Source organism: Microcystis sp. 49638_E5, from assembly GCF_021300285.1.
Classification (GTDB): domain Bacteria; phylum Cyanobacteriota; class Cyanobacteriia; order Cyanobacteriales; family Microcystaceae; genus Microcystis; species Microcystis aeruginosa_C.
This window is the reverse complement of sequence record NZ_JAJTDH010000005.1, coordinates 12057-31068: the sequence shown is the minus strand read 5'-3', so window position 1 is coordinate 31068 and position 19012 is coordinate 12057. Positions and strand designations below refer to the sequence as shown.

Sequence of the window (19012 nt, the reverse complement as noted above, 5' to 3'; positions counted from 1 at the left end):
AGTTATCAGTTATCAGGTTTAAGTTTTAAGTTGCCAGTTTTGCCTAAATTTAGTTATCCTCTACTGATCACTGTTCACTGGTCACTGATAGCGGAATCGTCATCTTCTGGGGGTCGATCGCTTTTAATATGATCAAGAAGGTGTAACATTCGATCGCCGCGTTCGAGGGAAGAATCTTCTAGGAAGACCACTTCGGGGGTACGTCTGAGACGGATGCGTTGACCAAGTTCACGCCGGACGAATCCCGCGGCCGCTTTTAAACCGGCCATAGTTTCGGCCTTTGCATCTTTGTTGCCGTAGATAGACACAAAAATCCTAGCGTGTTGTAGGTCGTGGGAGAGATCTACATCGGTAACGCTAACCATACCGGCACCGACGCGATCATCTTTAATTTCCATTAATAACATTTGGCTGACCTCGCGCTTAATTAGCGAGGACACGCGAGATACTCGACGGTCGTTAGCCATAATTTTCGTCCCCTAAAAACAGCGAAACCCTTACCATTGTATCAAGCTAATCCGAGCATGGCTTTGAGGGTGAAATAAAGAAAGGCGAAAGTTCCCCCCAGAAAGCCCACAAGTGCGATCGCTGTGAGGGGATTTTTTAATAAAGGGGCTAACCAGCCGAAAAAGGCGAAGAAAATCCCTAAACTAAAGCTAATCAGATAGCGGGGGTAACGGCTCACGTTATCAAAAAAGTCGCCCATAAATTTTATTTATTATCTTTGTCCGTAAGTAATTATAGCAGTAAGCTTCAATGTTCAAGGGTAATTCGATAATTTCCCCGATTGAGTTTCACTGGGATTGTGGGACATCTGGCGCGAGAATCATCAATTGTCCCTCCTTATCCTCGCGAATGGCTAGAATCGCCGGACGTTCATTTTCTGCCGACTGAGGGGATAACCCGCGAAAAACATAAGTCCAATTGTTATTTTGGATTAATAACCGCCAAACTCGCGGGGGATTAACTTTGCTATCATTCGTTTCTTTTCCCCGCAGCTCTTCGAGTAATTTGGTCTCACCGATAATTCGATAACCTTTGAGAGAAGGATCGGTAAAAACATCCTCCTGATTCCGACCGATCGCTATCTGTTTTTCCGGTAAAACTAAAGTGATAACTGGTAAGGTAGAACTATCATTAACTGCATCGCGACGGGCATCGATCGATCCCTGAATTCGGGCTAACCAAAAAAGAATAATTAATAGCCAAATAACAGCGATCAAATCTTTTCGGAGAGCTTCGGGAATTCCCCGGACTAATAAACCTAGGAACTGAAATTTTTGATGAAATTTCCGTTTAGATTGACTGACAATTGAATAGGATGGCAGGGGAGACAAAATCCAGAGAGTAAATTGAATCGCGAAGGCAACGGCAACCAGCGCCAGTAAAGTTCGCAGCAACGCCCCGAAATCGCCACAGAAGACCTGTATCGGCACGAAAAGGAAGGAACGCAAGGGCAAGTCCAGACGGTTGATCTCAAGGCTAAACCAGCCGAAATAGGCCCACCGATAAATCCATCCCGTAAAATAGAGAAAAATCCCCAGCAAACCGAGAAGACTGGCGAAGGTTCCTAGTATCTGTGTTCCGGGAGGGGGAGAATTCGGAGCGCTCACGGCAAAATGTCCCTGATTGGCGTTTTCGATCGCTATCCTACTCGATCGATCGGGTTCTATCGCCAGTTCTTTGTATTTTATCAAGGAGAATAACCATGTCCATCGACGATCCCCGACAAGTTCGTTTTTTAATTGAGAAAATGGAAGCAAGTTTACCGATCCCCGTGCGTGCAACTCCCGAAACGTTAAAAATAGCTGAAACAAAAGGCGAGCGATACAAACCCGATCACCAGTTTTCGATCGATAAAATTTTCTACACGGGAGACGAGGGGGGAATTATTTGTTCCCTAAAAAACGAATCGGGAAAACAAACGATTCTTGTCTGTTCTTTAACCCATCTACGGATCGATAACGATCATCCGTTAGCGGCGGATATTCAATCCTACCAGAAAAAGCGATCGATGCGGATTGCACTACAGGATGGCAAAACCGGAAAAGCCCTCCGTATTGCCAAACAAAACCGCCCGAACAAAGGTTTCGGAAAGTAAAAATATATTGACAAAAACCGCAGGTTGGGTTACTGTTACTCCTAACCCACCGCATCCAATTATATTCGGGGAATAGAAATTTGATTAGTTCGTTGCTACCAGATCGTATTAACCGTTGATAATTGAATTTTTCGATCTCGGCTAATTAAGGGAACGTTTAAATATAGGGCGGTTGCCGCAATAATTCGATCGGGTAAATCGGGAACATCCGAGCGCTCGATTCCTCCCATAGTAACCACAATATTGCGAGCGAGCGGGATTTCTATCAAAATAGAATTTTCCCTGTCCAGTTCCATTAACAATCGCTCTATTGTTTGAGCGGAAATCCGGCCTTTTTCACCAAGATAGACAATTTCAGCCAGAGTAATCGAGGAAACCGCAACCGTATCTCCACTATTGCCAATTTGTTCGATGGTTTGTCGAGCCAAATTGGATAATCGTTGATCTGCGTAAAGATACCAGATAACTGCATGAGTATCTAAAACTGCTTTTAACACTTAAAGATCCTCTGCCGTAAAATCTCCCCACGCTTCTCGTCGGGTTTTATCGATATCTTCAGCCGAGGGAGCCTGTCCTAAATCGGCGCATATACCCCATAAAGAGGGACGGGGTTGATTAACTTCTGCCGATTCCGATGCCATTTCTGCGGTAATTTTTTCGATCAGTTGCCGTTTCTCGATTGCGGATAATTTTTCCGCCCACCGCATTAGCTCTTGTAGAGTCATATTTCTATCGCTTACCGCATAAAGGAGTACCTTCATAAGTTTTAACATAAAGAGAAGATAAAACGCTTCCCCTTTGACAATCCCGACGCTAAAATATGGAAAAAACCCTCTAGAAAAAACCCTAGGTTGGGTTACTGTTACTCCTAACCCACCGCATCCAAGATCGAAAACAGAACCAACCCAATCCCGATCATTCAGGCAAGGTAAAGATGAAAAAACTCTACCCAATAATAACCGCAACTAGCCTAGTTTTGATCGCCTCTCTTGCTGGCTATCATCTACCAGCCACCGGCGATAGATCTCCCGTAATCCCCGTATTCATACCGGATAATACAAAAGTATCTTTAAAAAATGGCACTTCTCTATCTGGGAGATTAATCAAGTTCGATTCCCAAGCAAAAACGATCGCTTTAGGGAGAGAATCAAAAACAAAAGAAGTGGCAATGAAAGAGATCAAACAGATAGAGTTTCAAGGCAAGGTTATTATCAGAGAATCCCAATCTCTTGTCATTAGTGCAGTAGAAGAATTATTAAATGACGAACAACAACAGAATAGAGGACGCTGGCATGAACCCCTACAGAACTTCAAAATTGTTGATGTTAATGAAGGAAAAGCGGAAGTAACTTTAACCTCGCTAAACCCTCGACAAATAGGTATAATATCGGATGTATTGCGTAACAGTTCCTACGTTGTCGAGGAAATTAAATTTAACCCCTCGGACAAAATTGAGATTCAAGTAAACCGTTGTGTAGCTACTTACCAATATGGGAGGTGCTATAATTGACATATTTACTCAGTCAAAAAACGATGATTAAGTTAAAAGTCACAACGGTAGGGAACTCTATGGGGGTGATTTTCCCGAAAGAGTTGGTGGAGAAGCTGCGCCTTAGTAAAGGCGATATGCTCTACGTCTTGGAAACGCCGAATGGCTTTGAGCTTACACCCTACGACCCCGAATTCGTCCAGCAAATGGAAGTGGCGGAGGAAGTGATGCGCGAAGACTGGAATGTTTTGAGAAAGCTGGCAACTTAGGCTCATGAACCAGCTAATCTGGATAGCTGATGGGGTAGCTCTCGCGATTCATCACCGCCAAATAGCCGAGCATGGTGGATTAGAGGGTATTCGAGATGAGGGGTTGCTAGAAAGCGCACTTTCCCGACCGCAAAATTTTCTGGCTTATTCTAAGTCGCCTCCTGACATGGCTTCTTTGGCAGCAGCCTACGCTTATGGGATTGTCAAGAATCACCCTTTTGTAGATGGGAATAAGAGAACGGCCTATGTGGTGACGAGGACTTTTCTCAGGCTCAATGGCTACGATCTTCAAGCTTCTAGTCAAGAAAAATACCAGATATGGATCGATCTTGCTGTTGGTAAGCTCTCAGAGGAAGAATTATCGGAAGAACTGGCACAACAGATCCGACAATTCGAGGAAAAAGTGTATAAAAATGCGGAAACTATCGGAGATAAATATCCTGAAATTGCTGAACTTTTTGAAAGTAAACCCACCGACATCGCCCAACTCCAGAAAAATATCGCTCCTGATACTCTCGTTATTCAACCCGTTCCCCTCCGCGATAAAGTCGCCCTATTTCTCGTTACTAGAGAAAAATTAATCGTTATCCAAAGCGATGCAAAAGCCGATGATTTTAATCAACTTGTCAGTCAATACCGTACCCAATTAGCCGACTATAAAAATGCCGACTACCTCGTTACCAGTAGTAAATTATACGAGATTTTAATCCGTCCCATCGAGTCCCAAATTGCCAGCAGTTCCCCGAAAAATATCGCCATCATCGCTACCGGACAACTGCGCTATATTCCCTTTGAAACCCTCTACGATAAGAAAAATGACCAAGTTCTCCTAGAAAAATATCCAATTTATTATTTAACTCGCATCTCCACATCTACCCCTCCCGCGACCGAAAGAAAACCCTTACAAGGCCTAGCATTTGCTAACCCTAAACCCACCCAAGAAGAACTTAAAGGCACAGAAATAGAAGCAGAAACTATCAGCAAAATCTTTCCGGGAAGTGAAAAATATCTCGGTACAAATGCAACTCTAGATATATTCAAAAAACAAGCCTTTCGCTTCTCGATTTTACACTTAGGAACTCACGGCTGTTTTGACCTCGCTGGCTGTCCTAATTTGGGTATGCAAGCTAATACTATTCTTTTCGCAAATAATCAACAATATAACATCGCTGATGCTGCATTATTAGGCTTAAAAAATACCGAATTAATCACCCTGAGTGCCTGTCAAACCGCCAAGGAAGCCAACGCAGACGGTCAGGAAATTTCAGGACTTGCTTACGTCTTAGAAAGAGCCGGCGCTAAATCAGTAATAGCCAGTCTTTGGAATGCTGAAGATAATACCAGTGCGGAAATTATGACCCAATTTTATCAGAATCTCAAGAATGGCATGAGTAAAAGTGAAGCCATGCGACAGGCCAAACTTAGTCAAATTAAAAGCCATCCTTTCTTTTGGTCGCCCTTTATTTTGATTGGGTCTGCTAATTATGAAGAAGGGAGATTCTAATCCAGTACCGCCAGAGATACAGGCTGAAATTGACGCTCTAGCTGCGTCACAAGAGCCTATCCGCACAGAGCTGATCCCGGAGGCCACGGGAGATTGGAGCAAGGCGCAGCGTGGTGTATTTTATAGTCCGCTTAAACAGCAGATCACCCTAAGCCTTGATGCTGACCTGATAGACTGGTTCAAAACCCAGGCCACACAAGAGGAGGGGTATCAGACCAGTATTAATCGCGCCCTGCGAGAATATGTGGAAACACGGGCAAAAAAATAAACCCCCTCAAGATTGATTGAAGGGGCATTGATGGTATTTTTAGAGGCAATTTAGCCGACTTTTGTGGTTTCTTTTTCAGTGGATTTAGAGGGTTTTAGTTGGTGCTTGAGGGCTGCAGCCACAAAGCTATAATATTGATGGCAGGTTCAAGGACACACCAGATGAAACGAGATGAGGTATTGGCAATTCTAGAGGCACACCGAAAACAGTTACAAACACTGGGTGTAAAATCTTTGTCTTTATTTGGTTCAGTGGCAAGGGATGAAGCTCATGGTGATAGTGACGTGGATTTTTTAGTTGAATTTAATCAAGAAGGTGGTTTTTTTCAACTTCTGCAAGTACAGTATTATTTAGAAGATATTCTGGGATGTTCTGTGGATTTAGGAACTCAGGATACCTTAAGGGAACATTTACGAGAACCTGTGTTGGAGGATGTTATCAATGCCTTCTAGAGATTGGAGAATTCTCCTTCAAGACATTTTAGAATCTATCACTGAAATTGAACAACGTACAAAGGGAATGACGTTTGAGTAATTTGCTAAGAATCAAACAAATGTCAAAGCGGTTCTCTATGATTTTATAATTATTGGAGAAGCAACTAGAAATGTACCAAAGGAAATTCAGTCTCGCTATCCTCTTATTCCTTGGCGTTTGATGGCAGGAATGAGAAATGTTGCAACTCACGAATATTTTCAAGTTAATTTAAGTAGAGTTTGGGCAACAATTCAAGAAGATTTACCGACTTTAGTGCCACAACTACAAGAAGTGTTAGAAAGGGAAACAGAGGCTGAATAGTTGTTTAATAAGCGAAAGTAAAAAAATAAACCCCCTCAAGATTGAATGAAGGGGCATTGATGGTATTTTTAGAGGCAATTTAGCCGACTTTTGTGGTTTCTTTTTCTGTTGGTTTGGATTGCTTTAGTTGCTGCTTGAGGGTTGAAGTTGTGGCGAAGAGGTCGAGGACGATTTGAGGAACACTGTTAAATGTGATTAAATAGAGTACAATGAAAGTTGAAGATACACCTAGTTACCTAGTTAAGCCATGAAACAAGTTCTCAAAAATATTAAGGTATCGGAGATTCCTACACTAATCGCTCAGTTAGGTCTTTCTCCTGAACAAGAAGTTAATCTGACGATTGAGGAAAATTCAGAAAGTCTTATCTCAATTATGGATAAAGTCGGTAAAAAGGCTCAAGCTAAAGGTTTGACAGAAGATAAACTAACAGAACTATTAGTAGATGAATCCTAATCGAGTTGTTATAGATACCAATGTTTTTATTAGTGCTTTACTCAATCCCCTAGGAACACCCAAAAAAGTAATCAATATAGCAGTTAGTCAATTTACTATTCTCCAGAGCGAGGCAACTTATCAAGAATTGGCAACGAGAATAAGTAAAAAGAAATTTGACAAATATTTAGAAAAAGATGATAGGTTAGATTTCTTGTCGTCTCTTAAAAATAGGAGCTTATTTGTTGATATATTGCATGAAACGAGAGTTTGTTCCGATTTAGATGATAATAAATTCTTAGAATTAGCCGTGTCTGGAATGGCACAATACATGATAACAGGCGATAATGCTCTTTTAATTCTCAATACTTATCAAGGGATTCCAATTATTACTCCAGCAGAGTTTGTCGCCTTTTTCTAGTGTCACTGAGAATTTTTTGAGGGAGGAATGCAAAAAAATACCCCCCTCAAGATTGATTGAAGGGGTATTTATGGTATTTTTAGAGGCAATTTAGCCTACTTGTGTCGTTTACTTTTTAATGGCGATACAATGAAGTTACCACCACTTAATGAAACCTCTATGAGCCTCACCCTTCCTACTGAACTTCTGCAAACAGTCCAAATGACTGAAGCTCAAATGCTCACGGAAATCGCTATCATGCTCTATCAGCAGCAACGCCTTCAATTTGAACAAGCAGCCGAACTAACGGGAATGGCACTCGATGATTTCTACCAATTGCTAGTATCGCGTAATATCCTCACTCCACCCACGGATCCCGACGACGAACCAAAAGAACTCATCCTCACCAGTCTTCGTATTTCTCTTCAGCAAGCTAAAGAGGGCAAAGTACATCCCATCTCTGAACTGTGGGATGGCATAGATGACTGAAAAAATTCCCCCCATTAAGCTTCTTTTCTCCGATCAATTCAAGGATCGACTTCGCATCCTCGCCAAACGCTATCGGAGCATTCGTACTGATATACAACCCCTAATTGATGACCTTCAGATAGGCAAATTCATCGGCGATAAAATACCAGGAATAGGCTACACTGTCTTTAAAGTTCGCCTCAAAAACAGCGATATTCAAAAGAGCAAAAGTAGCGGCTATCGTGCTATCTATCAACTTAAAGACAATAGTTGTGTTTTGATGCTCCTCATCTATGCCAAATCTGACCAAACAGACATCACAGCGCAGCAAATTCAAGACATCATTAATAAGTTTGACAATTTTTATTTTTAGAAGTATTAATAGATGCCAAAAATAAACCCCCTCAAGATTGATTGAAGGGGCATTGATGGTATTTTTAGAGGCAATTTGGCCTACTTTTGTGGTTTCTTTTTCGGTGGATTGGCAGGATTTTAGTTGGCCATTGATAACAATGCCTCTTCTATTGGCTTTGGTAACTCAATAGGATGAAACCGATTCACAGAAAAAGCGTAATCTTCACCACTTTCATCAATAACCCGAATTAGACTGTTTATTTCTGCTGTCTCATCAGGGATAACGCGGTATATTTTGCCAACTTCTAGTGAAGCTTCGTAGCCTTCATTATTGAGACAAACTGCGAACTTATTTGTGGGAGATGACTCTATTTTCATGGTCAATCTAGAAACGGTAACTTGAGCTTAAATTCTTTTTTGCCGATGCCATGAGCTTCATACCAATGGACTTCAGCTAACCTTACTATACCATTGGCAAGCTGAACTTGGGCTATGCCCTTTAATTTTCTCCATTTACCTTTGCCATACTGTTTTTGCAACCGTTCCCGATTACGAATTCCTGTTCCTGTGGCAATAATCTCGATATTCGTAATATCGCTGATCATCTCAAAGTCCACGATCGAGCAAGCAATCTTAAAGAGTGGCCTTTCATTATAGCATCTATTGCCAAAAAAGAGATATAAAAAAACAAACCCCCCTCAAGATTGATTGAAGGAGTATTGATGGTATTTTTAGAGGCAATTTATCCTATTTTTGTGGTTGCTTTTTCAGTGGATTTAGAGGGTTTTAGTTGGCAACTGATAATAAAGCCTCTTCTATTGGCTTTGGTAACTCAATAGCATAAAACCGATTCTTAATGTGTAAAATGTGTAAGGGGAAGAGACGCAAAAAATAAACCTGCTCAACTGACTAAATGAAGGGGGTTATGATATCATTCCAATAGGAAGGGATAGATAGGGTTATAGCCATGAGTATTGATATCTCCGATGAAATTCTCAGTGCCACACGCATGACTGAAGCTGAGATGAGGCAGGAAATTGCGGTCATGCTCTTTCAAAAAGAGAAGCTCACCCTTGCTCAAGCGAGTCGATTTGCAGGAATGAATCGTATTGCTTTTCAACACCTACTTGCAAGTCGTCAAATTCCGGTACACTACGATGTCGAAGATTTTGAACAGGATATTAAGAACTTGCGGGAGATGGGAAGATTGTGATTGTTGTCAGTGATACATCCCCTATCAACAATCTTGCCGCCATTAATCAACTTCATCTGCTACAACAACTTTACCAAATAGTTTTTATTCCCGAAGCAGTTTATCGAGAATTAACTGAGCCTGATTTTCTGGTAGCAGGTTCAATAGAGGTACAAACCTTAGATTGGATTCAAACTCGAACGGTAACTAACCGCACAGTGATTGAAGCTCTTGCAGATGAACTAGATAAGGGAGAAGCTGAGGCTATTGCTTTAGCACTTGAGTTGGGAGCAGATCAAGTTTTGATTGATGAGCGTCGTGGTCGTAGAATTGCTGCTAGACTTAATCTTCGATACACAGGAATTCTGGGCATTTTAGTTGAGGCGAAGAATCGACGGTTAATCTCTGAGGTGAAACCCCTACTAGACGCTTTGATTGATCAAGCAGGATTTTGGGTGGCTGCACCTTTATACAGCAGTGTTTTACAGATTGTTGATGAAGAAAAAAATAAACCCCCTCAAGATTGAATGAAGGGGTATTTATGGTATTTTTAGAAGCAATTTAGCCTACTTTTGTGGTTTCTTTTTCTGATGGTTTGGATGGTTTTAGTTGGCGCTTCAGGGTTGAAGCTGCGCTAGAGCCGAAGGTGATGATACTCAAACTGTTATTTTTTGTACTGTAGATTTTTTGGTTATTTCCTTAGGATGTCTGAACAATTGACCTTCATTTTGGTAGAAAACTTCATAATCTGGGGCCAGTTCAAGACATAACTGTTTCCATAAACTAATTCCTTCTTGTTTAAAATCCATTTCAGCTTGCTGATTAGGAAAATCTGATAAAGGTGGATAGTCTTGATTTAAAGTCTTATCGTAAGTATCCTGCCATGCGTTTAAACGTTGAATGGTTGCTTGACTTAATGGTAATTCTTCAGGAGCAATGTTATCAATTTCATCTACTCCCCAAAGTGGGTAACTTCCATAATCTGCCCAAAGTTTGATTCTGATTGCCATAACTATCATTCCTGAATAAGTTTATTAATTAATCGCGTTGGAGTTGGATTAGCACTCACTAAGTAACCATTATGACTAATTTCTAGAGAAACATACTGAATAATTCCATTGATTTCTACTTGATAAATTATGCGACTTTTTCCTTGTATGCCAATAATTGTCCCCTCACTAATAGCTGTTATAATTAAATCAGGAATTTGTTCTTCGGCAATACCTCTCTGGAGGAAATCTTCTCGATGATTTTCTAGAATATGCAGTAATCCAGAACCTCTCTCTCCTCCTTTTCCTGTTTCTAGAAAAACAATTTTCCCGCTAGGATCTTTAGTAATTCTGATAATATTTTCTGGGGTATGTTTGATTGCTGCTTTTCTAAGTTCAGCAATCAGCAGTTTTTTCTGATCGTTTTTCGGATTCGACCTCATTGCCGATTATAGCTCAAGATTGTGTAAGTTGTAAGTTGTGGTGTACATAGTTGTTGTTTCTCTCAATCAATAATAAGGTTCAGTATTCAGGAAAAATGGGTAGGGTGGGCAATGCCCACCCTACTGTTCCTATATTAAAGTGCGAGCGGGCGAAAAAAACCTGTAGGGGCGAATTGCGTTCGCCCCTACTTAATGCTGCTGCCACAGGAAAAATCTTCAGGTAGAACCTGAGAACGAGGTAATATATTACCTCCATTCAACTGAGAAACCAGAACCTACTAATCGCAGATAAACGATTCTTCCGGGCAAATTTCCTTTAAAGAGAATTTTTCCGTTAATGGGGACTCTAGAAGGCATATCTCTTACCCATACTATATCACGACCTATTCCTCCAATACAGCCCTCCGATCCCGTCAATTGCTTGCCGGTAGAATCAATGATGATAGAGTCTTTGGGATAAAAATAAAGATCTCTGACTTCCCCTAAGTTTGCAACCATAAAAGTACAAACTACAGAATTATTGTCTTTATTACAATTCTGAATCTCGAAAGCAAAACCATTGCTTACACGTCTCGAATTACGGGCTTGAGCAATATCATCGTGATTCTGATAGAAGTTAGAAGATAAAGCTATAGTTAAGGCTAAAATTGGTAGCCATCTGAAAAATCCTTTTTTCATCACCATTCGCTACTCAGTACATAAGTGTTCGTCCCCTCGCAGCTAGGTGAAGCAACAACCCAACCCAACACTAAAGGCGGATAGTAGAACAATACACACTCCCCCCCCCACAACTGTATTAAAAGCTACAATTTAATAAATCTTTATATTTCTCCCCCTTCAGATTTTGGGGTTTTTGGGGAGTTCAAGAGCTTGAAATTGTACAATAAGGTTGTACAAGTCTCCCCTAAAAATCATGTTAAGCAAAGAAACCACCTACTCTCAGGCGAGAATGAATTTAGCGAGTCTCTTAGATCAGGTGTGTGACGAATCTCAAATTATCGTCATTAAGCGTCGCAATCAGAAAAATGTGGCCTTAATTGCTGAAGATGAGCTTTCCAGTTTATTAGAGTGTGTTTATTTACTGCGATCGCCAGAAAATGCCCAACGCTTATTTCGCTCTTTAGCATGGACCCAGACAGAAGATGCAACTCCTCAAACATTAGCTGAATTGAAAGGGGAGCTAGGAATTGAGTCCTAAAAGAGAAAATAAGCCAGATAAACCTAAAAACAATCCTATTCATGGTTATTTGCCCGTTTTTAGTCCTGATTTCAAAGCAGATTTAGCTTGGTGGTATCGGAACGAACCGAAAAAAGGCGATAAAATTTTAGACTTAGTAGCAGATATTTTGGATGGCGATCCGTTTACAGGATTGGGTAAACCCGAACCTCTTAAGTATATTGCTGCCGACACTTGGTCACGACGGATCGATTTAGAGCATCGTTTGGTTTATAAAGTCACAGGAAATAAGGTTTATTTTTTACAAGCTCGCTATCATTATCAATCAGGCTAAACTCAGACAAACCCATTAAGAACTGTTACAGGAGAAAGGGGACAAAGAACGTAGAGGGGGACAGTGAAACAACAAACATTTTCTACTCCAAGTCTGTAGCCTAAGCTACAATTTAATAAATATCTACATTCCTCCTTTCTCCTGTCGATCCTAGACATCATTCTAAAAGTCGGCACTTAAAGGGGTACGGGGGAAAGGAATCACATCGCGAATATTGGTCATTCCCGTCATGAATTGTACCAGACGCTCGAATCCTAAACCAAAACCGGCGTGGGGAACGGAACCGTAGCGACGCAGATCTAAATACCACCACAAATCATCGGGATTCATTCCCTGTTCCTGCATTCTTTGGATTAATACATCTAATCGCTCTTCCCGTTGGGAACCGCCGATAATTTCGCCGATCTTGGGTGCTAAAATATCCATAGCAGAAACGGTTTTATTATTGTCATCTAGACGCATATAAAAAGCTTTGATTGTCTTGGGATAATTAGTGACAATCACGGGTTTTTTAAATAGTTCCTCCGCTAGATAACGTTCGTGTTCTGACTGTAAATCTACGCCCCATTCTACTGGAAACTCGAACTGACGATCGGCTTTTTCTAATAACTCGATCGCTTCGCTGTAGGTAATCCGGCCAAACTCGCTATTAACGATATTCTCGGCCGTACTTAACACCGTTTTATCGATACGTTCGTTAAAAAACTGCAAATCTTCGGGACAATTTTCTAAGACGAATTTAAAGATATATTTCAGAAAAGCTTCTGCTAAATCCTGATCCCCTTCCAGATCACAAAAAGCCATTTCCGGTTCCACCATCCAAAACTCGGCCAGATGACGGGAAGTATTAGAATTTTCGGCGCGAAAAGTCGGGCCAAAAGTGTAAACATTAGATAAAGCCATGGCCATTACTTCCGCTTGTAATTGTCCACTGACGGTTAAATAGGCCCGTTTACCAAAGAAATCCTCGGCAAAATTGGCTGGTTTTTTTAAATCTAAACTGGTGACAGTAAATAATTCTCCCGCACCTTCGCAGTCGTTAGCGGTAATAATGGGAGTATGTACCCAAATAAAGCCCTTTTCTTGGAAAAAAGTGTGGATAGCGGTAGCGCAAGCGTTTCTAACCCGCATTACTGCTCCTAGGGTGTTGGTTCTTGCTCGCAGATGGGCAATGGTTCTCAGAAATTCAAAGGAATGACGTTTTTTTTGTAGGGGATAATCCGCAGGACAGTCACCATAAAGGGTGATTTCGGCCGCTTTTAACTCGATATTTTGCCCTTTACCCGGGGAAGGAACCAAATTTCCCGAAACAGCGATCGCCGCTCCTGTACTAATTGCTTTTAGTACATTTTCATAATCGGGTAAAGTCGGTTCGAGGATAACTTGTAAGTTGGCCAGGGATGAGCCATCATTAACTTCCAGGAAAGTAAATTCTTTTAATTCTCGTTTTGTTCTCACCCAACCCTGCACGGTGACGGATTGATCGGGTTGTCCTGTTTGAAAGATTTCCTTGATTCTGGTAGTCATCGCTTATCCCTATGTTAGAACCAAAGAGTATTTTAACTGAATGTCAGCAAAAGTCCCTCGCTTTTATGGACTTCTGCTGACTTTGTATACAGACAATTCTCGAAAACCATGTTATCATAGTTATGGTTTCTTGATAACTCTTATGTACAAAGCGTACAAATTCAGACTTAAGCCTAATACCGAGCAAGAAATAGCCTTAGCAAAAAGCTTTGGCTGTTGTCGTTGGTTTTGGAATTATTCCCTGAATTTATGCCAAGAAACCTATAAAACCACAGGAAAAGGACTGACACGAAACTATATTCAGGGACTATTGCCTAGTCTCAAAAAAGAATATGAGTGGTTGACAGATGCTTATTCCCAGTGCTTACAGGTTGTCGCTTTGAACTTATCCCAAGCTTATCAAAATTTCTTTGAGAAACGGGCGAGATTACCAAGATTCAAATCTAAACATGGTAAACAATCAATTAGCTATCCAGCTAATGTCAAATTTGAAGGTGACTACCTCAAATTACCGGGTAAAGTTGGATTAGTTTATTGTGTTCGTCATCGGGAATTTGCAGGAACAATTAAAACCGTTACTATCTCAAAAAACCCAGACGGTAAATACTACGCTTCTATTTTAGTTGATGACGGGCAATCTCCCCCTGATCAAGGGGAGCAGGGGGGTGACGAAGGCGGGGGGATAGATGGAAAAGCCATAGGAATTGATTTAGGATTAACTCATTTTTGTATTACCAGTAATGGTAGTAAATATGATAATCCTAGACATTTAGCCAAACATCAACGTAATCTAAAAAGGAAACAACAAAAGTTATCGCGTAAAAAGAAAGGCAGTAACAACCGTCAAAAAGCTAGAGGTAAAGTAGCTAAAGTTCACTCTAAAATCTCAAGATGTCGTGAGGATTTTCTCCACAAGCTATCCCGTAAGATAGTTAACGAAAACCAAGTTATTGCGGTAGAAAATCTCAATGTCAAAGGCATGGTACGCAATCATAATTTAGCTAAGGCTATTAGTGATTGTAGTTGGGGAATGTTTTGTACAATGCTTAAATACAAGGCAGAATGGGAGGGAAAAACCTATATTGAAGTTGATAGGTTTTTCCCTAGTTCTAAGACTTGTCATGTCTGTCTGAATCAAGTGGGTAGTTTGCCGCTTGATGTTAGAATATGGACTTGTGAACATTGCAAAACAATCCATGACCGGGACATAAATGCGGCGATAAATATCAGAGATGAAGCCTTACGGATATTGTCGTTAGGAACTAGCGATACTGCCTATAGAGGGGATATAAGACCAAAAGCTGGGCGTAAGTCCGTCTTGAGGCAATCCCCCGTGAAATAGGAAGCTCTCAAAGACCTTGAGAGTAGTTCACGATAGAAGGTTCAGATCAGGCTAAAATCAATCTCGAACAGGTCTCATGCTTCTGGTGGAAAAATTATTAAGTAAGCCCAAAAGCCGTAAATTAGCGATTTTTCTGGCTTTTATCGGCAGCATTCTCGCTTTACCCTTTCCTATCGCCGGTATTCATAAATTCTATCTCGGTCAACCTCTCTGGGGAATTATTTATCTTCTCCTTTGGCAAACTCCGATTCCCCGGGTGGCTTGCGCGATCGATGCGGTGTGGTATTTAATCCAAGATAACCAATTTTTCGCTAACTATTTTCCCACTGCCACCACTGCTGCCACTGTCCCCAGTTTAGAGCCTAAACAAGTAGAGGCGATCGGGGCAGCTTTAAGGGAATTAGAGCGCCTCCGGCAAGAAGGATTAATTTCTGAGTACGAATTTGAAGAAAAACGGCGACAACTACTATAATGACACCGCAAAACTGGTTAGGGCGCACTTTTAACCCTTTAAAAGCCAAAATTAGCAATGATCCCTATTATCGCTTTCGTTCCCTCGATGAGATCGCTATGGCGGCGCAATTGGGCATTAAAATTAATGTCAGTCAAGCGGGTGTGGATGATTGGCTGCGATTGCCGGGGATATCCATCCATCAAGCGCGGATGTTGGTGGAATTGTTGGGTATGGGGGTAGAATTGCTTTGTCTTGAAGATCTAGCGGCTGCTTTGAGTGTTCCTGTGGCTAGATTGAAAGCTTGGCAACCGATTCTAGAATTTGCCTATTATAGTCCCGAAAGTCACCTCGCACCCCCTAAAATCAATCCTAACACCGCTTCGATCGAGCAGTTAACCACCCTGCCCCTAATCAGCGATAATTTGGCAGCTGCCATTATTAAAAGCAGAGAAGAACAGGGATTATTTAAGAATATTGTGGATTTTAAAGGGCGTTTATCCCTAGACGCTCAGGAAATCTCCCAATTAATGCACTTTTTCCAGTTTTAATCCCAAATACTCAGGAAAGGAGACAGGAGATAGGAGTCAGGAGTCAGGAGTCAGGAGACAGGAGACAGGATTCAGGAGTCAGGAGTCAGGAGTCAGGAGTCAGGAGTCAGAAGATTATTTTTATTTATTCTTCCCACTTCATAATTCATAATTCATAATTCATAATTCCCACACCCTACACCCCACACCCCACTCCCCACACTCCACTTCCCCACTTCCCAGCAAATCTAAATGTCTTCAGATTCCTCCGCATCACTAGGGGGAACTAGGGCCACCGCAGCGATCGCATCGTCCTCATCAAGTTTTTGCACCCGGATGCCTCCGGCCGAGCGCGATTGAGGAGTAATCGCATCGACGGATTGACGGATGATAATGCCCCGTTCGGTGATAATCATAAATTCCTCGTGGGGGTTAACAACGTGCAGAGCCGCTAATTTATCGTTCTTTTTGCGGAATTTAATCACTCTGACTCCTAATCCCGCCCGATTTTGCAGACGTAGGAGGGTAACGGGAACCCGTTTTCCTAGTCCTGCCATGGTAATCGCTAACACCCAGGGGCCATTATTAGCCACTTCGGGGTTAATTTCTTCGCTTTCGTCCTCGGTTTCTTCTTCGTTAGATTCAGCGATTTGGGCGACAATTTGACTAGGCAGGATGTCCATACTAATTAATTCGTCACCTGAGCGCAATTTCATCGATTTTACGCCTTTAGTTGCCCTTCCCAAGGAGCGCAATTGTTGACTATCGGCCTTAAAATGAATGGCCATCCCCTGACGAGAACCGATAATGACGCTATCTTCCTCTTTAGCCAAGCGAACCCAACGTAGTTGATCACCGTCTTCGAGAGAAATGGCGATTAAACCGTTCGATCGAATATTACTAAAGGCAGCGAGGGCGGTTTTCTTGATAAATCCCTTTTGTGTGAGCATAATCAGGTAATTATCCTCGCTGAACTCGCTGACTGCCACCACCGAGGTAATTTTCTCCCCTTTGGGAATCTCTAACAGTTGCACGATGGGAACGCCGCGAGCGGTACGCGAACCGGTGGGGATATGATAGGCATTGAGACTATAGACAACCCCGCGATCGGTGAAAAAGAGGACGCTATCGTGATCGCGGCAGGTGATAAAGTGATCGATGCCGTCGTCTTCTTTCATTTTTGCGCCAGCTTTGCCCCTTGTTGCCCGATTTTGGGACTCAAAGGTATTAACGGGCATTCTTTTGATGTAACCCTGTTCGGTGACGAGAATTAAGGCCTGTTCGTTGGCAATCAGGTCAGTTTCGGCGATTTCTCCTTCCCGTTGTTCAATATGAGTGCGACGGGGGGTAGAGTGAATCGTTTTGATCTGTTGCAGTTCTTCCTCGATAATGCTGTCGATGCGTTCTTTTCTGGCTAAAATATCCTGAAGATCGCCGATTTTTGTCAGTAATTCCCCGTGTTCTTGCTGAATTTTCTCCGATTCTAGGGCGGTTAACCGTCGCAGCTGCATTTGTAGGATTGCGTCCGCTTGCACCTCTGAAAGACCAAAATTCTGCACTAATCCCTCTTTTGCACTAGCTGTGTCGGCAGCACTGCGAATCAGGGCAATGACTGCATCGAGACTAGCGAGGGCAATTAGTAAACCCTGAAGGAGATGATCTCTTTCCTCGGCCTTGCGGAGTTCATAACGGGTACGACGGGTGATAACTTCTAGGCGAAAATCGAGGAAAACCCGGAGAAACTCCCTTAAAGTCAGTAATCTCGGTTCGTTATCGACTAATGCCAACATATTCGCCCCAAAATTGGACTGGAGGGGCGTTTGTTTATAAAGATTGTTGAGGACGACGCGGGGATAGGCATCCCGTTTCAGTTCGATCACCACCCGGATGCCGTCGCGATCGCTTTCGTCCCGCACATCGGAAATACCGTCTATTTTGCGATCATTGACCAAATCGGCGATTTTTTCGATTAATGCCGCTTTATTGGTTTGATAGGGCAGTTCGGTGATAATAATAGCATCTCGATCGGGTCTTCCCCTTTGTTCGATGGTTTCAAAGGAGGCGACTCCCCGCAGGGTAATAGAACCCCGGCCGGTGGTGTAAGCTTCCTGAATACCGTCTCTGCCAAGGATATGCCCCCCGGTGGGAAAGTCCGGCCCTGGGATATAACGCTGTAATTCCGTATCGGTGAGATCCGGGTTATGGATGAGGGCAACGGTTCCATCGATAATCTCGGCCAGGTTGTGGGGGGGGATATTGGTGGCCATACCGACGGCGATGCCCGATGAGCCATTAATTAGCAGTTGTGGGACTCTAGAGGGTAAAACCACGGGTTCCTGTTGGGAACCATCGAAGTTATCGGCGAAATCGACGGTTTCTGACTCTATATCCTGTAGTAGGGCGTTAGTGGCCAGGGTGTGCAGACGACACTCGGTATAACGCATGGCCGCCGGGGGATCGTTATCGATCGATCCGAAGTTACCATGACCGTTAATCAGGGGATCGCGCATGGAGAAATCCTGGGCCATGCGGACGAGAGCATCGTAAACAGCAGTATCCCCGTGGGGGTGGTATTTTCCTAATACTTCCCCGACGACTCTAGCGCATTTCCGGAAGGGGCGATCGGGGGTTAATCCTAGTTCGTACATCGCATAAAGAATGCGCCGGTGTACGGGTTTCAGTCCGTCCCTAGCGTCGGGCAAGGCTCGCCCAACGATGACGCTCATGGCGTATTCTAGGTAGGAACGGGACATTTCATTGCTTAAGTCTGTGGGGACGACATGATCCTGGGCGGCGGTCATAGGGGGGTTAACTCCAATAACAAGGCAAAAAAAGCGTTTTTGTGATTAAATTCGCTAAAAGTCGGGTTTTTACCCTTTTGATGTGCAGAATATGCCCATTTGTACGACTATTTTACCATAAAATCTCTCTTTTTTGGGGTTTAGA

Annotated in this window: 29 protein-coding genes and 1 pseudogene; 18 read left to right on the top strand and 12 right to left on the bottom strand. The window is 42.5% G+C overall.

What is annotated here, in order from left to right; genetic code table 11:
* Nucleotides 1-74: 74 nt before the first annotated feature.
* From rbfA to LW728_RS02030, 3 genes are all read right to left on the bottom strand, one after another.
* Nucleotides 75-467 (bottom strand): 30S ribosome-binding factor RbfA, encoded by a 393-nt coding sequence (rbfA, locus tag LW728_RS02040; RefSeq protein ID WP_002751761.1) that lies wholly within the window; start codon nucleotides 465-467, stop codon nucleotides 75-77.
* Nucleotides 468-508: 41 nt separating this feature from the next.
* Nucleotides 509-706, bottom strand: coding sequence for a DUF751 family protein (locus LW728_RS02035; RefSeq protein WP_002737592.1), 198 nt, complete (start codon nucleotides 704-706; stop codon nucleotides 509-511).
* Between the two features lie 88 nt (nucleotides 707-794).
* Nucleotides 795-1697: a hypothetical protein gene (locus LW728_RS02030; RefSeq protein WP_287764940.1), complete on the bottom strand. Its 903-nt coding sequence runs from the start codon at nucleotides 1695-1697 to the stop codon at nucleotides 795-797.
* An 11-nt stretch (nucleotides 1698-1708) separates the two neighbouring features.
* On the opposite strand from LW728_RS02030, the gene LW728_RS02025 reads away from it, so the two are divergent.
* On the top strand, nucleotides 1709-2101 hold the full coding sequence (locus LW728_RS02025; protein WP_287664453.1) for a hypothetical protein: 393 nt from the start codon (nucleotides 1709-1711) through the stop codon (nucleotides 2099-2101).
* Between the two features lie 95 nt (nucleotides 2102-2196).
* Here LW728_RS02025 and LW728_RS02020 read toward each other — a convergent pair whose 3' ends face one another.
* Nucleotides 2197-2598 (bottom strand): type II toxin-antitoxin system VapC family toxin, encoded by a 402-nt coding sequence (locus LW728_RS02020; RefSeq protein WP_061430929.1) that lies wholly within the window; start codon nucleotides 2596-2598, stop codon nucleotides 2197-2199.
* Nucleotides 2599-2862, bottom strand: a complete 264-nt coding sequence (locus LW728_RS02015) for a hypothetical protein (RefSeq protein WP_002771281.1) — start codon at nucleotides 2860-2862, stop codon at nucleotides 2599-2601.
* A gap of 173 nt (nucleotides 2863-3035) precedes the next feature.
* On the opposite strand from LW728_RS02015, the gene LW728_RS02010 reads away from it, so the two are divergent.
* From LW728_RS02010 to LW728_RS01965, 10 genes and pseudogenes are all read left to right on the top strand, one after another.
* Complete coding sequence (locus tag LW728_RS02010) at nucleotides 3036-3611, top strand: hypothetical protein (protein WP_287764938.1); 576 nt, start codon at nucleotides 3036-3038, stop codon at nucleotides 3609-3611.
* 23 nt (nucleotides 3612-3634) lie between these two features.
* Nucleotides 3635-3859: an AbrB/MazE/SpoVT family DNA-binding domain-containing protein gene (locus LW728_RS02005; RefSeq protein WP_012267820.1), complete on the top strand. Its 225-nt coding sequence runs from the start codon at nucleotides 3635-3637 to the stop codon at nucleotides 3857-3859.
* Between the two features lie 4 nt (nucleotides 3860-3863).
* Nucleotides 3864-5363 carry a CHAT domain-containing protein gene (locus LW728_RS02000; RefSeq protein ID WP_287764935.1) on the top strand — a complete coding sequence of 500 codons (1500 nt, stop codon included), beginning with the start codon at nucleotides 3864-3866 and terminating at the stop codon, nucleotides 5361-5363.
* Nucleotides 5344-5631: a BrnA antitoxin family protein gene (locus tag LW728_RS01995; protein ID WP_287664465.1), complete on the top strand. Its 288-nt coding sequence runs from the start codon at nucleotides 5344-5346 to the stop codon at nucleotides 5629-5631. The genes LW728_RS02000 and LW728_RS01995 overlap by 20 nt, the downstream gene beginning before the upstream one ends.
* Before the next feature lie 161 nt (nucleotides 5632-5792).
* A complete protein-coding gene (locus LW728_RS01990) occupies nucleotides 5793-6083 on the top strand; it encodes a nucleotidyltransferase family protein (RefSeq protein ID WP_287764933.1) in 291 nt (96 codons plus the stop codon).
* Nucleotides 6073-6426 (top strand): annotated as a pseudogene (locus tag LW728_RS01985) (HepT-like ribonuclease domain-containing protein). Before LW728_RS01990 ends, LW728_RS01985 begins: the two are co-directional and overlap by 11 nt.
* Before the next feature lie 247 nt (nucleotides 6427-6673).
* Nucleotides 6674-6880 (top strand): hypothetical protein, encoded by a 207-nt coding sequence (locus LW728_RS01980; RefSeq protein ID WP_002763776.1) that lies wholly within the window; start codon nucleotides 6674-6676, stop codon nucleotides 6878-6880.
* Nucleotides 6870-7280: a putative toxin-antitoxin system toxin component, PIN family gene (locus tag LW728_RS01975; protein ID WP_287764931.1), complete on the top strand. Its 411-nt coding sequence runs from the start codon at nucleotides 6870-6872 to the stop codon at nucleotides 7278-7280. Before LW728_RS01980 ends, LW728_RS01975 begins: the two co-directional genes overlap by 11 nt.
* 129 nt (nucleotides 7281-7409) lie before the next feature.
* Nucleotides 7410-7748 carry a UPF0175 family protein gene (locus LW728_RS01970; protein ID WP_004268823.1) on the top strand — a complete coding sequence of 113 codons (339 nt, stop codon included), beginning with the start codon at nucleotides 7410-7412 and terminating at the stop codon, nucleotides 7746-7748.
* Entirely contained in the window at nucleotides 7741-8100 is a 360-nt protein-coding gene (locus tag LW728_RS01965; RefSeq protein WP_287664473.1) for a type II toxin-antitoxin system RelE/ParE family toxin, read from the top strand. The genes LW728_RS01970 and LW728_RS01965 overlap by 8 nt, the downstream gene beginning before the upstream one ends.
* A 119-nt stretch (nucleotides 8101-8219) precedes the next feature.
* Here the strand turns inward: LW728_RS01965 and LW728_RS01960 are convergent, their stop codons facing one another.
* Nucleotides 8220-8459 carry a hypothetical protein gene (locus tag LW728_RS01960; RefSeq protein WP_045361344.1) on the bottom strand — a complete coding sequence of 80 codons (240 nt, stop codon included), beginning with the start codon at nucleotides 8457-8459 and terminating at the stop codon, nucleotides 8220-8222.
* A 2-nt stretch (nucleotides 8460-8461) separates the two neighbouring features.
* Nucleotides 8462-8698, bottom strand: coding sequence for a hypothetical protein (locus LW728_RS01955; RefSeq protein WP_287764929.1), 237 nt, complete (start codon nucleotides 8696-8698; stop codon nucleotides 8462-8464).
* 350 nt (nucleotides 8699-9048) lie between these two features.
* Here LW728_RS01955 and LW728_RS01950 point away from each other — a divergent pair, with 350 nt between their 5' ends.
* A complete protein-coding gene (locus LW728_RS01950; RefSeq protein ID WP_002748168.1) occupies nucleotides 9049-9294 on the top strand; it encodes a UPF0175 family protein in 246 nt (81 codons plus the stop codon).
* Nucleotides 9291-9800, top strand: coding sequence for a PIN domain-containing protein (locus tag LW728_RS01945; protein ID WP_287764927.1), 510 nt, complete (start codon nucleotides 9291-9293; stop codon nucleotides 9798-9800). Before LW728_RS01950 ends, LW728_RS01945 begins: the two co-directional genes overlap by 4 nt.
* Nucleotides 9801-9929: 129 nt before the next feature.
* On the opposite strand, the gene LW728_RS01935 is transcribed toward LW728_RS01945, so the two are convergent.
* The 3 genes from LW728_RS01935 to LW728_RS01925 form a co-directional block, all read right to left on the bottom strand.
* Nucleotides 9930-10283: an immunity protein CdiI family protein gene (locus LW728_RS01935; protein ID WP_043997966.1), complete on the bottom strand. Its 354-nt coding sequence runs from the start codon at nucleotides 10281-10283 to the stop codon at nucleotides 9930-9932.
* A 5-nt stretch (nucleotides 10284-10288) separates the two neighbouring features.
* The gene (locus LW728_RS01930; protein ID WP_287764924.1) at nucleotides 10289-10705 is read right to left on the bottom strand and encodes a hypothetical protein; all 417 of its coding nucleotides are present in this window, start codon (nucleotides 10703-10705) and stop codon (nucleotides 10289-10291) included.
* A 246-nt stretch (nucleotides 10706-10951) separates the two neighbouring features.
* On the bottom strand, nucleotides 10952-11389 hold the full coding sequence (locus tag LW728_RS01925) for a hypothetical protein (RefSeq protein WP_002751838.1): 438 nt from the start codon (nucleotides 11387-11389) through the stop codon (nucleotides 10952-10954).
* A 229-nt stretch (nucleotides 11390-11618) separates the two neighbouring features.
* Between LW728_RS01925 and LW728_RS01920 the strand changes: the two genes are divergently transcribed.
* The gene (locus tag LW728_RS01920; protein WP_002737712.1) at nucleotides 11619-11903 is read left to right on the top strand and encodes a type II toxin-antitoxin system Phd/YefM family antitoxin; all 285 of its coding nucleotides are present in this window, start codon (nucleotides 11619-11621) and stop codon (nucleotides 11901-11903) included.
* Nucleotides 11893-12216 (top strand): Txe/YoeB family addiction module toxin, encoded by a 324-nt coding sequence (locus tag LW728_RS01915; RefSeq protein ID WP_002771556.1) that lies wholly within the window; start codon nucleotides 11893-11895, stop codon nucleotides 12214-12216. The genes LW728_RS01920 and LW728_RS01915 overlap by 11 nt, the downstream gene beginning before the upstream one ends.
* 162 nt (nucleotides 12217-12378) lie before the next feature.
* On the opposite strand, the gene asnS is transcribed toward LW728_RS01915, so the two are convergent.
* The gene (asnS, locus tag LW728_RS01910; RefSeq protein WP_287659571.1) at nucleotides 12379-13743 is read right to left on the bottom strand and encodes an asparagine--tRNA ligase; all 1365 of its coding nucleotides are present in this window, start codon (nucleotides 13741-13743) and stop codon (nucleotides 12379-12381) included.
* Nucleotides 13744-13885: 142 nt separating this feature from the next.
* Here asnS and LW728_RS01905 point away from each other — a divergent pair, with 142 nt between their 5' ends.
* The 3 genes from LW728_RS01905 to LW728_RS01895 all read left to right on the top strand — a co-directional run bounded on the left by LW728_RS01905 (nucleotide 13886) and on the right by LW728_RS01895 (nucleotide 16087).
* On the top strand, nucleotides 13886-15085 hold the full coding sequence (locus tag LW728_RS01905) for an RNA-guided endonuclease InsQ/TnpB family protein (protein WP_287764922.1): 1200 nt from the start codon (nucleotides 13886-13888) through the stop codon (nucleotides 15083-15085).
* A 76-nt stretch (nucleotides 15086-15161) separates the two neighbouring features.
* Entirely contained in the window at nucleotides 15162-15557 is a 396-nt protein-coding gene (locus LW728_RS01900) for an NINE protein (protein WP_004268834.1), read from the top strand.
* Entirely contained in the window at nucleotides 15557-16087 is a 531-nt protein-coding gene (locus tag LW728_RS01895) for a ComEA family DNA-binding protein (RefSeq protein ID WP_287764920.1), read from the top strand. The genes LW728_RS01900 and LW728_RS01895 overlap by 1 nt, the downstream gene beginning before the upstream one ends.
* A gap of 227 nt (nucleotides 16088-16314) precedes the next feature.
* Here LW728_RS01895 and gyrA read toward each other — a convergent pair whose 3' ends face one another.
* A complete protein-coding gene (gene gyrA, locus LW728_RS01890; RefSeq protein ID WP_287764918.1) occupies nucleotides 16315-18867 on the bottom strand; it encodes a DNA gyrase subunit A in 2553 nt (850 codons plus the stop codon).
* Nucleotides 18868-19012: the final 145 nt, after the last annotated feature.

What these genes read in the sequence shown, in the direction of transcription:
- rbfA (WP_002751761.1), bottom strand. Translation starts at nt 467, where the DNA reads ATGGCTAACGACCGTCGAGTATCTCGCGTGTCCTCGCTAATTAAGCGC.
- LW728_RS02035 (WP_002737592.1), bottom strand. Translation starts at nt 706, where the DNA reads ATGGGCGACTTTTTTGATAACGTGAGCCGTTACCCCCGCTATCTGATT.
- LW728_RS02025 (WP_287664453.1), top strand. Translation starts at nt 1,709, where the DNA reads ATGTCCATCGACGATCCCCGACAAGTTCGTTTTTTAATTGAGAAAATG.
- LW728_RS02015 (WP_002771281.1), bottom strand. Translation starts at nt 2,862, where the DNA reads ATGAAGGTACTCCTTTATGCGGTAAGCGATAGAAATATGACTCTACAA.
- LW728_RS02010 (WP_287764938.1), top strand. Translation starts at nt 3,036, where the DNA reads ATGAAAAAACTCTACCCAATAATAACCGCAACTAGCCTAGTTTTGATC.
- LW728_RS02005 (WP_012267820.1), top strand. Translation starts at nt 3,635, where the DNA reads ATGATTAAGTTAAAAGTCACAACGGTAGGGAACTCTATGGGGGTGATT.
- LW728_RS02000 (WP_287764935.1), top strand. Translation starts at nt 3,864, where the DNA reads ATGAACCAGCTAATCTGGATAGCTGATGGGGTAGCTCTCGCGATTCAT.
- LW728_RS01995 (WP_287664465.1), top strand. Translation starts at nt 5,344, where the DNA reads ATGAAGAAGGGAGATTCTAATCCAGTACCGCCAGAGATACAGGCTGAA.
- LW728_RS01990 (WP_287764933.1), top strand. Translation starts at nt 5,793, where the DNA reads ATGAAACGAGATGAGGTATTGGCAATTCTAGAGGCACACCGAAAACAG.
- LW728_RS01980 (WP_002763776.1), top strand. Translation starts at nt 6,674, where the DNA reads ATGAAACAAGTTCTCAAAAATATTAAGGTATCGGAGATTCCTACACTA.
- LW728_RS01975 (WP_287764931.1), top strand. Translation starts at nt 6,870, where the DNA reads ATGAATCCTAATCGAGTTGTTATAGATACCAATGTTTTTATTAGTGCT.
- LW728_RS01970 (WP_004268823.1), top strand. Translation starts at nt 7,410, where the DNA reads ATGAAGTTACCACCACTTAATGAAACCTCTATGAGCCTCACCCTTCCT.
- LW728_RS01965 (WP_287664473.1), top strand. Translation starts at nt 7,741, where the DNA reads ATGACTGAAAAAATTCCCCCCATTAAGCTTCTTTTCTCCGATCAATTC.
- LW728_RS01960 (WP_045361344.1), bottom strand. Translation starts at nt 8,459, where the DNA reads ATGAAAATAGAGTCATCTCCCACAAATAAGTTCGCAGTTTGTCTCAAT.
- LW728_RS01950 (WP_002748168.1), top strand. Translation starts at nt 9,049, where the DNA reads ATGAGTATTGATATCTCCGATGAAATTCTCAGTGCCACACGCATGACT.
- LW728_RS01935 (WP_043997966.1), bottom strand. Translation starts at nt 10,283, where the DNA reads ATGGCAATCAGAATCAAACTTTGGGCAGATTATGGAAGTTACCCACTT.
- LW728_RS01930 (WP_287764924.1), bottom strand. Translation starts at nt 10,705, where the DNA reads ATGAGGTCGAATCCGAAAAACGATCAGAAAAAACTGCTGATTGCTGAA.
- LW728_RS01925 (WP_002751838.1), bottom strand. Translation starts at nt 11,389, where the DNA reads ATGGTGATGAAAAAAGGATTTTTCAGATGGCTACCAATTTTAGCCTTA.
- LW728_RS01920 (WP_002737712.1), top strand. Translation starts at nt 11,619, where the DNA reads ATGTTAAGCAAAGAAACCACCTACTCTCAGGCGAGAATGAATTTAGCG.
- asnS (WP_287659571.1), bottom strand. Translation starts at nt 13,743, where the DNA reads ATGACTACCAGAATCAAGGAAATCTTTCAAACAGGACAACCCGATCAA.
- LW728_RS01905 (WP_287764922.1), top strand. Translation starts at nt 13,886, where the DNA reads ATGTACAAAGCGTACAAATTCAGACTTAAGCCTAATACCGAGCAAGAA.
- LW728_RS01900 (WP_004268834.1), top strand. Translation starts at nt 15,162, where the DNA reads ATGCTTCTGGTGGAAAAATTATTAAGTAAGCCCAAAAGCCGTAAATTA.
- LW728_RS01895 (WP_287764920.1), top strand. Translation starts at nt 15,557, where the DNA reads ATGACACCGCAAAACTGGTTAGGGCGCACTTTTAACCCTTTAAAAGCC.
- gyrA (WP_287764918.1), bottom strand. Translation starts at nt 18,867, where the DNA reads ATGACCGCCGCCCAGGATCATGTCGTCCCCACAGACTTAAGCAATGAA.